Origin of the sequence: Hymenobacter sp. IS2118 (assembly GCF_000715495.1) — a bacterium.
Lineage (GTDB): Bacteria > Bacteroidota > Bacteroidia > Cytophagales > Hymenobacteraceae > Hymenobacter.
On the sequence record NZ_JNLX01000149.1, the window covers coordinates 139,449 to 151,115 of the forward strand.

General features: G+C 60.0%; 14 protein-coding genes. 12 read left to right on the forward strand and 2 right to left on the reverse strand.

All coding sequences use genetic code 11. From position 1 onward, the window contains the following. Nucleotides 1-143: 143 nt before the first annotated feature. The 12 genes from GM79_RS15405 (at nucleotide 144) to GM79_RS15460 (ending at nucleotide 10,596) form a co-directional block, all read left to right on the forward strand. Nucleotides 144-1,772: an acyl-CoA carboxylase subunit beta gene (locus tag GM79_RS15405; protein WP_035565483.1), complete on the forward strand. Its 1,629-nt coding sequence runs from the start codon at nucleotides 144-146 to the stop codon at nucleotides 1,770-1,772. A 62-nt stretch (nucleotides 1,773-1,834) separates the two neighbouring features. Further along, nucleotides 1,835-2,110 (forward strand): hypothetical protein, encoded by a 276-nt coding sequence (locus tag GM79_RS15410; protein ID WP_035565485.1) that lies wholly within the window; start codon nucleotides 1,835-1,837, stop codon nucleotides 2,108-2,110. A 96-nt stretch (nucleotides 2,111-2,206) separates the two neighbouring features. Continuing rightward, nucleotides 2,207-2,407, forward strand: a complete 201-nt coding sequence (locus GM79_RS15415; protein ID WP_051718944.1) for a hypothetical protein — start codon at nucleotides 2,207-2,209, stop codon at nucleotides 2,405-2,407. Nucleotides 2,408-2,568: 161 nt separating this feature from the next. Beyond that, nucleotides 2,569-3,720 (forward strand): hypothetical protein, encoded by a 1,152-nt coding sequence (locus GM79_RS15420; RefSeq protein WP_051718945.1) that lies wholly within the window; start codon nucleotides 2,569-2,571, stop codon nucleotides 3,718-3,720. Between the two features lie 224 nt (nucleotides 3,721-3,944). Then, complete coding sequence (locus tag GM79_RS15425) at nucleotides 3,945-4,802, forward strand: ATP-binding cassette domain-containing protein (RefSeq protein ID WP_035565488.1); 858 nt, start codon at nucleotides 3,945-3,947, stop codon at nucleotides 4,800-4,802. Further along, complete coding sequence (locus GM79_RS15430; RefSeq protein WP_035565490.1) at nucleotides 4,786-5,574, forward strand: hypothetical protein; 789 nt, start codon at nucleotides 4,786-4,788, stop codon at nucleotides 5,572-5,574. The genes GM79_RS15425 and GM79_RS15430 overlap by 17 nt, the downstream gene beginning before the upstream one ends. A 100-nt stretch (nucleotides 5,575-5,674) precedes the next feature. Further along, on the forward strand, nucleotides 5,675-6,091 hold the full coding sequence (locus tag GM79_RS15435) for a GntR family transcriptional regulator (protein WP_051718946.1): 417 nt from the start codon (nucleotides 5,675-5,677) through the stop codon (nucleotides 6,089-6,091). Beyond that, nucleotides 6,078-6,806 carry a hypothetical protein gene (locus GM79_RS15440; RefSeq protein WP_035565493.1) on the forward strand — a complete coding sequence of 243 codons (729 nt, stop codon included), beginning with the start codon at nucleotides 6,078-6,080 and terminating at the stop codon, nucleotides 6,804-6,806. The genes GM79_RS15435 and GM79_RS15440 overlap by 14 nt, the downstream gene beginning before the upstream one ends. 260 nt (nucleotides 6,807-7,066) lie before the next feature. Beyond that, nucleotides 7,067-7,900, forward strand: coding sequence for a transglutaminase-like domain-containing protein (locus GM79_RS15445; RefSeq protein ID WP_035565582.1), 834 nt, complete (start codon nucleotides 7,067-7,069; stop codon nucleotides 7,898-7,900). Nucleotides 7,901-8,343: 443 nt separating this feature from the next. Next, on the forward strand, nucleotides 8,344-9,063 hold the full coding sequence (locus GM79_RS15450; protein WP_035565496.1) for a hypothetical protein: 720 nt from the start codon (nucleotides 8,344-8,346) through the stop codon (nucleotides 9,061-9,063). 112 nt (nucleotides 9,064-9,175) lie between these two features. Further along, nucleotides 9,176-9,826 (forward strand): hypothetical protein, encoded by a 651-nt coding sequence (locus GM79_RS15455; RefSeq protein ID WP_035565498.1) that lies wholly within the window; start codon nucleotides 9,176-9,178, stop codon nucleotides 9,824-9,826. Continuing rightward, complete coding sequence (locus GM79_RS15460; RefSeq protein WP_035565501.1) at nucleotides 9,805-10,596, forward strand: sensor histidine kinase; 792 nt, start codon at nucleotides 9,805-9,807, stop codon at nucleotides 10,594-10,596. Before GM79_RS15455 ends, GM79_RS15460 begins: the two co-directional genes overlap by 22 nt. A gap of 73 nt (nucleotides 10,597-10,669) precedes the next feature. On the opposite strand, the gene GM79_RS15465 is transcribed toward GM79_RS15460, so the two are convergent. Both GM79_RS15465 and GM79_RS15470 read right to left on the reverse strand, forming a co-directional pair. Beyond that, nucleotides 10,670-11,227 (reverse strand): IS630 family transposase, encoded by a 558-nt coding sequence (locus GM79_RS15465; protein ID WP_051718594.1) that lies wholly within the window; start codon nucleotides 11,225-11,227, stop codon nucleotides 10,670-10,672. A 2-nt stretch (nucleotides 11,228-11,229) separates the two neighbouring features. Continuing rightward, nucleotides 11,230-11,619: a hypothetical protein gene (locus tag GM79_RS15470; protein ID WP_051718595.1), complete on the reverse strand. Its 390-nt coding sequence runs from the start codon at nucleotides 11,617-11,619 to the stop codon at nucleotides 11,230-11,232. Between the last annotated feature and the right edge of the window lie 48 nt (nucleotides 11,620-11,667).

Sequence of the window (11,667 nt, forward strand, 5' to 3'; positions counted from 1 at the left end):
GCGCCAAGGCGCGTTCCGACACCTCAACAACGAGGCAACTGCGCCTCTCAGCCGCGATGGAACGCGCCGAGGCTGTACCTTTGAAATCCGCCTCCGGGCGGATTTTTTTGTGCCCTAACTCCCAAAATCCCACCGCTCCACTTATGAACGTCGAGTTCAACCGCAACGAAGACCAACTCAAGCAACTTAGCTTCAACCTCAGCCAGAAGTTTCAGAAAGTATCCCTTGGCGGGGGCGAGAAGCGCATCGCGGCCCACAAGGCCAAGGGCAAGCTCACCGCCCGCGAACGCATTGCCTACCTGTTGGACAAGGACACGGCGCAGGTAGAAATCGGGGCCTTTGCGGGCGAGGGCATGTACCAGGACGAAGGCGGCTGCCCCGGCGGCGGCGTGGTGGTGGTCATCGGCTACGTGGCCGGACGGCAATGCGTGGTGGTGGCCAACGACGCCACCGTGAAGGCCGGTGCGTGGTTCCCCATCACCGCCAAAAAGAATCTGCGGGCCCAGGAAATCAGCATCGAAAACAAGTTGCCCATCATTTACCTCGTCGATTCGGCGGGTGTGTACCTGCCCATGCAGGACGAGATTTTCCCCGACAAGGAGCATTTCGGCCGCATCTTCCGCAACAACGCGGTGATGAGCAGCCTGGGCATCGTGCAGATTTCGGCCATTATGGGGCCCTGCGTGGCCGGTGGCGCCTATTTGCCCATTATGTCCGACGAGGCCATGATTGTGAACGGCACCGGCTCGGTGTTTTTGGCCGGCTCTTACCTGGTGAAATCCGCCATCGGCGAAAGCATTGACAACGAGGCGTTGGGCGGCGCGAGTATGCACTGCGAAATCTCGGGCGTGACCGATAACAAGTTCGATTCGGACGCGGAATGCCTCGACCACATCCGCGCTATTTTCGACAAGATGGGCAGCCACCCTACGGCCGGTTTCAGCCGCACCGAGCCGGCCAAACCTGCGCTGGCGGAGCAGGAAATCTACGGCCTGCTGCCTTCGGACCGCGTGAAGCCCTACGATATGATGGATATCATCAACCGCCTGGTTGACAACTCCGAATTTGAGGCCTACAAGCCCGATTACGGCCAGACGCTGCTCTGCGGCCTGGCCCGGATTGACGGCTGGGCGGTGGGCATCGTGGCCAATCAGCGTAAGATTGTGAAGAGCAAGAAAACCGGCATGCAGATGGGCGGCGTCATCTACTCCGACTCGGCCGATAAGGCGGCGCGCTTCATCATGAACTGCAACCAGAAGCGCATTCCGCTGGTGTTCCTACACGACGTGTCGGGCTTCATGGTGGGCTCGGCCTCCGAGCAGGGTGGCATCATCAAGGACGGCGCCAAAATGGTGAACGCCATGGCCAATTCGGTGGTGCCCAAGTTCACCGTCATTGTAGGCAACAGCTACGGGGCCGGCAACTACGCCATGTGCGGCAAAGCCTACGACCCGCGCCTCATCGTGGCCTGGCCCACGGCCCAGCTGGCGGTAATGAGCGGCGCGGCGGCGGCCAATACGCTGCTCCAGATTCAGGTGGCCTCCCTAAAATCCAAGGGCGAAACCATCACCCCCGAAGCCGAAAAGGAGCTGCTCGACCGCATCAAGGCGCGCTACGAAGAGCAGCTCTCGCCCTACTACGCGGCCGCCCGCCTCTGGGTCGATGCCGTGATTGACCCGCTGGAAACCCGCAAAGTGCTCTCGGAGGGTATTGCGGCGGCGAATCATGCGCCGATTGAGAAGGCGTATAACGTGGGCGTTATTCAGGTGTGAGGCGTGATTTATTAGCCATGTATAATCATCTTAATAAACCGCAAAGGGCATTGTACAGTCTGATGAGCGACATCTCAGAAGATGGTTGGGCTGCGGGTTGGATGGATGGGTTAGAGTATGCGCTATGGTACATGGTGCTACACGGGCCGGCGCAATACGGCTTTAAATTCGTTGACAAGCAAACCATTCTGCAGCTTAGGTATTTTTCGGAACAGGCCAGGTGTTGGATAATGTTCGACGATGCAATAGGGGAAGTAGCTATTTCATTTCCTGATTGGGAGACAATGTTCCAAAAGGCTGACCCTGCTAGTTTTTATTTAGGAATGCCTAACCTGTAATAATGAAAATCCTTATATACTGGCCACCCCCAACGGCGCGGGCAAAAATACCGCTGTCTACTACTGCTGCCCGACCTGCTGGACTACCGCGAGTTCGTGAACGCAGATGAAATAGCCCGTGGCCCCTCGCCCTTTCAGCCCGAAACGGTTAGCATCCAGGCGGGGCGGCTGATGCTGACCCGGCTGCGGGAGCTGCTTGCGGCGGGAGAAATTTTCACGCTGGAAACCACGCTGGCCACGCGGTTTGTTGCCGGGGCTGCGCTTGGTATGACGTTCTCACATTTCCTGTTCGGATAGGCTTTAAGGGCTGAGAGTAGCTTATCAGTAACGGGCGAAACCATTTCGGGATGAACTTTTGCCAAGTACTGGTGATATCATCAGGTCAAGATTCGTAGCCCCGAATTGGTAGGCAACAGTCCCGGTTGCTACTTTTGCCGCCTACCTGTTTCGTACCTACAATGGCCAAGAAAACAACTGCGCCCAAGCCGCAGCTCGTGCACATTAAGTCGCCCGGCGCGGGCTCCGATTCGCTTTCCAAGGCCCAGAAAGAATTCAACCGCCTTACCAAGCGTATTGCCCGGCTCGAAAAAGAGGTGATTGATTTCCGCGAAGCGGCTGCTGCGATGCGTCAGCGCGTGCAAAATGAGTACCGCCCGCTGCAAGCCCGCCACAACGAGGCCCGCGCCGCCCTGGTGCGCCAGCTCGACCAGGCGTTTGAAACCCACAAGCTCACCAAAGGCGAGAAAAATAAGATTACCGACCTTATCGGCCAGTGCGTCGACCTGCTCGAACGCGGTCACGCCGACCTTGCGCCCATCATCGACAAGCACGCGCCGCCGCTGTCGCAGGAGGAAGAGGCAGCGGCGGACAAAGCCACTTCGGAGATGATGAAGCAGCTGTTCGCCGTGCAATACGGCATCGAGTTCGACCCCGATGTGGACGTGAGCACGCAGGCAAGATTTATGGCCTACGTGGACGAGAAAATGGCCGAGCGGGAAGCCGAATACGAGCAGCAGGAAGCCCAGGCCGCCGAGCGCCGCACCCGGCGCAAAAAGAGCCCGAAGCAGCAGGCCGCCGAAGAGCAGAAGCAGGCCGAGGAGAAAAACATCACCAAAGCCGTGCGCACGCTCTACATGGATTTGGTGAAGCACCTGCACCCCGACCTGGAACCCGACGAAGCCGAAAAGCTGCGCAAAACCGAGCTGCTCAAGCAAGTGACCACCGCCTACCAGGCCAACGAGCTGCTCACCCTGCTGCGCCTGCAGCTGGAGCTGCAGCGCATTGACCAAAGCCACCTCGAAAACCTCGCCGAAAGCCAGCTCAGGTACTACAACAAGCTGCTGAAGGAGCAAACCCGCGACCTGGACGAGGCCCTGCTGGCCGAGCAGCAGGACTGGTCGGCCTTCACCGGCAAACCCTACTACTTCACCCCCACGCCCGTTGCGATGGAGCTGGACTACCAGCACCAAAAGTCGGGCCTGGACTATAAAATCAGGCAGCTGGAAGCTGAAGTGCTGGCCTTCAGCCACGACCCGGCCGCGCTGAAAGCCTTCCTGAAAACCCACAAGATTCCGAAGGCGGGCACGGGACCGCTGATTTTCGGGCGGTAAATGGAACCCCGCCGGCGGGCCCCGTTGCGCTGAACTCCGCCAATGCGGCGGGTCAGGTTCTTAAAAAGTGGCGTGCCGTACTGCGCGTCCCTTGCCTGCGGCCGCATAACCGGGTGGCCTTTACGCTTCGAAAAATAAATTTCAACAGAGGAATACCAAATAACAAATACATGCTGTACGTTTGTGGTGTACTAGATACTTAGTACACTAAAGCAAGCAAGCACATGGTGCGCATCCGAAACCTCGATTTTGGGTACTCCCGGCGGGTCCCGCTCTTCCAAAACCTGAACCTGGCGCTGGACCGGGGCCACATTTACGGCCTGTTGGGTAAGAACGGCGCGGGCAAAACCACGCTGCTCAAAAACATAGTGGGGCTGGCCTTTCCCTGGGCTGGCACTTGCCTGATTGACGAGCAGCCCGCCGCCGCCCGCACGCCGGCCCTGCTCGAAGACCTGTTTTTTCTGCCTGAGGAAGTGTACGCGCCGGCCCTCACCGCCGAGCAGTTTGTGGCGTACACGGCTGGCTTCTACCCGCGCTTCGACGCCGGGCAGCTCTATGGCTACCTGCAGGAGCTGGAAGTACCACGCGGCGCCAAGCTGAACAAGTTTTCGCACGGCCAGCAGAAGAAGTTCATGATTGCCTTCGCGCTGGCGGCCAACACCGGCCTGTTGGTGCTCGATGAGCCCACTAACGGCCTCGATATTCCGAGCAAGGTGCAGTTCCGCAAAATCCTGGCCTCGGCCCTGAGCGAGGAGCGCTGCATGGTGATTTCGACCCACCAGGTGCGCGATTTGGAAAGCCTGATTGATACCGTGGTGGTGGTGCACAACCGCGAAATCGTGCTCAACCAGGAATTGGACCAGCTGGCCGAGCGGCTCACGTTTGCTAAAGGTGCGGCGGCCGAAGCGCCGGGCGCCTTCTACAGCGGTGCATCGGTGGGCGGGCCGGTGGCCATCCGGCCCAACGAAACGGGCGCCTACAGCCGCGTCGATTTGGAATTGCTCTTCAATGCCCTTACCACCGGCGATGCCGCCGCCCTGCACACCTACCTCAACCAGCCCCGCCATGAACCCGTCCAGTAACCAAACCTTTAGCCTCGTGCGTTTTGGGCGCTTGTTTAGTCGCCACACCGCCGAGCATTTGCCTGCCTACCTGATGACGGCCGCTGTGGGCACGGGGGGCATGCTGCTGGTGATGGGGTTTATCACCTACCTGCAACGTAGCGCACTGGGCCTCAGTGCCCAGATGGTGTTTTTTATTCTGTTTCTGCTGGCGGGGTGCACTATTTTCACTAGTACCGTTTTTGCGCAGTTTGGCACTCCGCGCCAGGCTTCGGTAGCCCTCACGCTGCCCGCCTCGCACCTGGAGAAGTTTCTGGTGGCCTGGGTGTACTCGCTGCCGGTATTTGTGCTGGCCTTCGTGCCCATGTTTTACCTGGCCGATGCGGCGGCCGTGTACGCCGGATTGGCGCCCGGCCAAACGCCCGAGCTGCTCGACCTGGTGGCCGCCCGCCAGGACGCGGCCGGCACGCTCTGCCTGCTGGCCGCCATGCACGCCGCCTGGCTGTGGGGCGGCATCCGCTTCGAAAACAAGCACTTTGTGAAGACCGGGTTTGCCATGCTGTTGCTGCTGGGCGGGCTGTCAGTAATCAACTTTCAGATTTTGAAGCGGCTGGCAGGTGTTGAGCTCATGCCAGCGCCGCTCTTCACGGGCCTGCGGTTCATGGAAGGCCAGCAGTATTACAGCGTGGACCTGCCCGATGCCCAGGCGCACTGGCTGGCGCTGCTGCCGTTGGGCCTGGCGGCGCTGCTGTGGGCGGCGGCCTATTTCCGCCTCACCGAAAAGCAGCTTTAAGCACTCGCTCAGAAAGGTTGTCAGTTGCTCGTTGTCAGTCAGGTTTCTATGACTTGCTAACAATTGACAATCAGTAACGAGCAACTAAATAGTCATACTCATGGAATTTCGCGATAACGAAGCCATTTACCTGCAGATAGCCGGGTATGTGGGCGAGAAAATCCTGCGCCAGCAGTGGCCGCCCGACGACAAGATTCCGTCGGTGCGCGACCTGGCCGGCGAGCTGCAGGTGAACCCCAACACGGTGATGCGGACCTACGAATTTCTGCAGAACCAGGAAGTGCTGTACAACAAGCGCGGCATCGGATTTTTTGTGGCGCCCGACGCCGGCCAGAAAGTGAAGGCATTCCGCCGGGCGCGGTTCCTGCAGCAGGAGCTGCCGGAGCTGTTCAAAACCATCTTTCTGCTCGACATCGGCCTCGACGAACTGCAGCAGCGCTACGCCCAGTTCAAAGCCGCGCAACCGGCTGCCTCATCCCCTTGCACCGCAACCCTCAACGGACATGAAAACCAGTAATAAATGGCTGCTCGCGGCGCTGCTGCTGCTGCTCGGCTCCCTCACGGCCCACAACATGAGCCTGCGCGCCGAGTATGCCCGCGGCACCTACAAAGACCCCAAGCGCAACACGGTGGCTCTGGCCTTCAAAAACTTCACCGAAATAGACGTGCAGGCGGCCACGGCCATGGGTGTGAAAATAGTGGCCGGGTCCTACGAAGTGCGCCTGGCCAAGGGCGCCGAGCAATACGTGAAAGTGACGCAGCAAGGCCCGCGCCTGACCATTGCGCTGGCCTTTCCGGAAGAGCGCCAGTCGTTGGGCGGCCAGCACACGCTCACCGTCAGCCTGCCCCGCCTTACCCAGCTCACGGCCAGCGGCACTTACTTGGAAAAAGGCCAGCCGGTGCGCGAAAAAGTAGGCCGCGGCCGTTCCTCCTTGCGCATTGAGGGCTTCCGGCAAGACAGCCTGCGGCTGCAGCAGGACCACGGCACCCAAATTGACCTGGCCAACAACCAGCTCGGCTACCTGCGGGCCGACGCCGGCCGCACGCCGGGCAGCCATCCGGTGCTCCACATCGACAAAACCAACCGGATTCAGGCCGCCAGCCTGGCCATACACAGCCAGGGCGAGCTGCAGCTGGCAGCCGGCGGCATTCCCGACCTGCGCACGCAGTTCGGCGACAGCGCCCGCGCCACGCTCACGGGCGCCGGGCTGCGCAGCCTGGGCCAGCGCTAAACCCTGGCTTTTCTCATCTTTTTCTGCACAGCCACGCCGGTGAGCAAGCGAATCATAGATTCGCCCGCTCACCGGCGTGGCTGCTTGGTGGCTGTGGAAGTGAGCGGCGTTGGCCGGCTGGTAAATGATGGGCCCCAAGGCCAACGACGGCGGTCAGAACGAACTTGTTTTGGCGATATCGGTATTAAAATTGAGGTCCGAAACGCATTGCAAGCGCTTGAGGACGTAAATTTGACTTGCTGTTCTACCTGCCCCGCGCCATGACCAACAAAGAAATCAAAGCCCTTATTTCCCTGCTCGACGACCCGGAAGTGGCGCCGCACATCCAGGATAAAATCCAGAACCTGGGCGAGAGCATCATTCCCTTTCTGGAGGAATCGTGGGAGGAAACGCTGGACAGCCAGCAGCAGCAGCGCCTGGAGGATTTGATTCATCACCTGCAGTTTGAGGGGCTGCGGCAGCGCTTGCGGGTGTGGCGCGAGGCCGGCGCCACCGACCTGCTCGAAGGCATGTGGCTGCTGAACACCTACCAGTACCCCGATGCCGACTACCAGGCCCTGAACCGGGCCATTGAGCAGCTGCGCTTTGAGGCCTGGACGGCCATGCGCCCCGAAATGCACCCCGCCGACCAGGTGCAAACCCTGAATTACATCATGTTTCGGGTGCACAAGTTCGCGGCCAACACCCAGCATTTCCACTCGCCGGCCAACTCCATGCTGCAGCGCGTGATTGAAACCAAGCGCGGCAACCCGCTCACGCTGTGCGTGATATACCTGCTGGTGGCCCAGCGTCTGCACCTACCGGTTTCCGGTGTGAATCTGCCCAATCTGTTTGTGCTCACCTTTCGGCCCGAGCTGCCGGGCGCCGAGCCGTTCTACATCAATTGCTACAACCGCGGCCTGGTGCTCTCGCGCACCGACATTGAGCACTACGTCGGCCAGCTCAATATTTCCTCCAACCCGATGTTCTACGAGCCCTGCACCAACCTCGACATCGTGCGCCGCGCCCTGCGCAACCTGCAAATGAGCTTCGAGAAGCTGCAGGAGCCCGCTAAAGCCGCCGAAGCGGCAATGCTGCTGGGCATTTTGGAATAAGGACCCACGCAAGTGGCGAGCCGTTGGTTGATAGCCGCTAGCTTTTTCTTTCAATAGGACTTACGCAGTCAGTAGCTGGTGCGCGTCTCCGACGCGTTGCCCATTGGTTTCATGTCTCTGACGCGCAGGGCCAACGCGACCAGACGGGGCGAACGGCGGCGTTTGGAAACGCCAAGCCAGCAAGCCACGCGTCGCAGACGCGCGCCAGCGGCTGAGAGCGTAAGTCCTGTTCAAACAGGTGCTTGGTCAGAAAGCAAGTGACTTCTGCGCAGCTGCCGGGCGGGCCGATGGTTTTTTCGGGCTTGCCGCCCATAGTTCCCCGGCTGGTGCGTGGAACTACGGGCGGCGAAACAGGTATTTCTACGGCCCGACTATTCCCGTAAACTTGCTTCCTTTGGGGCGTTCGTTTTGCACGCTTCACCCTTTTAAAGCCAATTTTCTGTATGAGTCATTCCGTCATTCCAGCCGTCGAATTCGACCAGTGGGTTTACAACTGGAAAAATAAAGAGCACGAAACGGGCCCCTATGATTTTTTTGCTCAGAAGGGCCGGGTGCAAACCGGGATGATTTTCGCGTTTGACGAAATGCGCTACCTGCTGTCTGCCACGGGCATCGTGACCGTTAAAATCCGCTTCGGGCTGCGCGAGTCGGAAGATGGCCAGGCACCGCAATTTAACCTGGTGCTGTTCGGGGCCGACATGGACAACCAGGTCATTACGCCCTACTTTACGTCGTCGGCCGTTACCTACCACGACTCCGACAGTACCAAACCCCAGCCCGAAGGCAACCTGCCCCAGGCCCTGATGCGGGAATGGCAGAAAAACTGGCACGAGCAAGCCAAGGCCGGCACCGTCGACCAGGAGATGTTTAAGGTGCGCTACGGCTTTTTGCAGGGCTACAACTACCCGGTGAACGAGTTTATGGCGGCGCTGGGCACCTTCAAAGGGGTTTCGACCATTCACATTACCTATGGCCTGCACAAGTACTACACCCTGTACGAAACCGCCGAATCGCCCCTGAGCTTCGTGCATACGTTCGGCCTGGTGCTCTACGCCAGCACCAAAGCCATTGGCGGTCCGGACGGGGACGTTGGCGCCCCGAACCCAATTATCGACGACAGCGGCTACTACGACCTGACGGCCCCCTGCCCCCAAACCTGCTAAAGGGCCCCAACACCCTCGCTGAGTAAGGCGCAAAAAGTGGCATTAACTACGGTTTCCGCCACTTTTTGCGCCTCCAGCCGCCCGCGTACCCGGCACCTTTGCTATCCTCCGCATGAGCTATTCCAACGGGCAGATAATTATTCTGCTTGCGATTGTTCCCACTATTATCGCCGCTCTCATCGCGGCCCTGAAGTGGCGGGCGCTGCCCGCTGGCCTGCGCCCCCTGGCCATGCTGGTTTTCTTTGCCCTTTTCACGGAGGCGTTCAGCCGGGTTTTGTGGGTGTTTAAGCTCTCGAACCTGTTCATGTGGCCCGTCTACATCGGGGTCGAGTTTGGGCTGTTGGTTTGGATGTACAGCCGCGTGATTGACAGCCACTGGCTGCGGCGCAGCCGCTGGGTGCTCACCGTTGCAATGGCCGGGCTGGCCGTGGCCGAGGGTGTGCTCCGGGCTTCCCAAACGTTTCGGGTCGATAATGCCGTGCGTCTGCTCGAAAGCCTGAGCGTTATTTTACTGGTGCTGGCCTACTACCACGTTTCCCTGCGCCGCCCCAGCACGGCCTACATCTGGCAGGAACCGCTGTTTTGGGTGTCGACGGGCCTGCTGTTTTACTTCGCGGGCAATTTTTTGATTTATACGTTTGTAAACTTCGCCTACTTTTACCACCGTCATCTGACCATTCAGCTCTGGGTCGTGCACGCGGCGCTCAACAGCCTCCTGTATTGTACCTACGCTTACGCCCTATGGATAAGCCCGAAGAGCTAGATTTTATGCAACTCCTGGGCACCGGCGTGGTAATGATGCTGCTGCTGGTGCTGCTGGTGGTGGTGTTTGTGATAGTGCACCAGAAGCGCGCCCACCTGCTTCAGGCGCAGCTGCGGCAGCAGGAGTTGAGCTACCAGTCTTCGATGCTTGAGGCGATGGTGGCCTCGCAGGAAAGCGAGCGGGAGCGCATCGCGCAGGACCTGCACGATGAGATTGGGGCTTCCTTGTCGGCGGCGCGGCTCTTCATCACCCAGGTGCACTACGAAGCTCCCACGCCGCACCTGCAGGAAATGTCGCAGCAGGCCAGCCAGATTCTGGGCGAAACCTTGCAAAACGTGCGCAGCATCGCGCAAAACCTCTCGCCGGCCCTGCTCGAACGGTTTGGCCTTTGCCGGGCCGTCACCACGCTGGGCAGCCGCCTCGAAGCCGCCGGCCTGCATGTGGAGTTGAACGTTGACGAAGCCGTGGAAACGCTGGGAAGCAGCGCCCAGCTGGCCCTCTATCGTATTGTGCAGGAGCTATTCGCCAATGTCGTCCGCCACGCCGGGGCCCGCTGTCTCACGCTGCACCTGCAAGCCGCCGCCGGCCAGCTGCGGCTGGAGGTGACCGACGACGGGTGCGGTTTCGTGCGGGATGCCCCGGCCGCCAGCCGGGCTGCGGGCATGGGCCTGGCCGGCATTCAGGCGCGAACCAAGCTGTTGAATGGCCAGCTGGAAATCAGCTCGGTCCCTGGCCAGGGTACCCGCGTTATCTTGGTTTTGCCGCACTAAATCAATTTATTGCCTTCGCCTTTGTACTGCTTAGCATCTCTGCCATTCCGATGCACCTAGAGCGGTTTCCAAATCAGTGTACATGATATCCGCAATGGTCAAACCAGTTTTTGGCATCCTGTTCATTTATCCATTCGGCAGCCGCCTGGATAGCCTCTTCCAGCAGGTCGCAGGTGCGTGCTTTGGTGGTGCGTAGCCACGTCTTGAGTTTGCTAAAAGCGAGTTCAATGGGGTTGAAATCAGGCGAGTAAGGCGGCAGGTAGCGCAAGCGGGCGCCGTATTTTTGGGCAATTTCGTCCAGGCCGTCGACTTTGTGTACCGTCAAGTTGTCGAGCACCACCACGTCGCCCGGCTGCAACGTGGGGCCGAGCACCTGGTCCAAATAGGCCGCGAACACGTCGCCGTTGACGGCCCCATTGACGGTGAGCAACGCCCCGAGTCCGTCCGGGGTCAGGGCCGCGATAAGCGTCACGTTCGGGCCGTTGTGCAAGGGCACCGCCTGGTCCACGCGCCGGCCGGCGGGGGCCCGGCCGTAGCGGCGGCAGTACGTGAGGTTGGTGCTCGTTTCGTCCACAAACACAAAATGAGTAACGTCTTCTTCCTGAATAGCTTCCACAAACAAGCGGCGCAACGCTACGACCCGTTCGGTGTCGCGCTCGGCGGCGTGGATGCTTTTTTTTTACGCCCCCAGCCCAGGCGCTCCACCGCCCGCCACGTACTGGTGCGGCTCAGGACCGGGCCCTCGGCGGCGTGCAAGGCGGTGCCCAGTTCGGCCAGCGTCGCGTCGGGCTGCGCCACCAGACAGGCCCGCAACAGCGCCTCGCCCGCCGGGTCCAGGCGCGGCACCGGGCCGCCGCGTGCGGGTAGGGCGGCCAGCGAACCCGTGCGGCGCTGGCGCTGCAACAGCTTGTCCACAAACGAAACGGATACGCTGAATTGGGCAGCGACTTGGTAAATCCGGGCCTGCGGCGCGGCACAAGCCGCCGCTACCCGTTCCCGCAAATCAATCGAATACGCTTTCATCAGGTGAAAATATGCAGAATTCTGTACACTGAATTGGAAACCGCTCTA

Coding starts and splice junctions, on each gene's coding strand:
- GM79_RS15450 (WP_035565496.1), top strand. CDS start 8,344: ATGAGTCATTCCGTCATTCCAGCCGTCGAATTCGACCAGTGGGTTTAC.
- GM79_RS15420 (WP_051718945.1), top strand. CDS start 2,569: ATGGCCAAGAAAACAACTGCGCCCAAGCCGCAGCTCGTGCACATTAAG.
- GM79_RS15455 (WP_035565498.1), top strand. CDS start 9,176: ATGAGCTATTCCAACGGGCAGATAATTATTCTGCTTGCGATTGTTCCC.
- GM79_RS15425 (WP_035565488.1), top strand. CDS start 3,945: ATGGTGCGCATCCGAAACCTCGATTTTGGGTACTCCCGGCGGGTCCCG.
- GM79_RS15430 (WP_035565490.1), top strand. CDS start 4,786: ATGAACCCGTCCAGTAACCAAACCTTTAGCCTCGTGCGTTTTGGGCGC.
- GM79_RS15410 (WP_035565485.1), top strand. CDS start 1,835: ATGAGCGACATCTCAGAAGATGGTTGGGCTGCGGGTTGGATGGATGGG.
- GM79_RS15440 (WP_035565493.1), top strand. CDS start 6,078: ATGAAAACCAGTAATAAATGGCTGCTCGCGGCGCTGCTGCTGCTGCTC.
- GM79_RS15405 (WP_035565483.1), top strand. CDS start 144: ATGAACGTCGAGTTCAACCGCAACGAAGACCAACTCAAGCAACTTAGC.
- GM79_RS15470 (WP_051718595.1), bottom strand. CDS start 11,619: ATGAAAGCGTATTCGATTGATTTGCGGGAACGGGTAGCGGCGGCTTGT.
- GM79_RS15445 (WP_035565582.1), top strand. CDS start 7,067: ATGACCAACAAAGAAATCAAAGCCCTTATTTCCCTGCTCGACGACCCG.
- GM79_RS15435 (WP_051718946.1), top strand. CDS start 5,675: ATGGAATTTCGCGATAACGAAGCCATTTACCTGCAGATAGCCGGGTAT.
- GM79_RS15460 (WP_035565501.1), top strand. CDS start 9,805: ATGGATAAGCCCGAAGAGCTAGATTTTATGCAACTCCTGGGCACCGGC.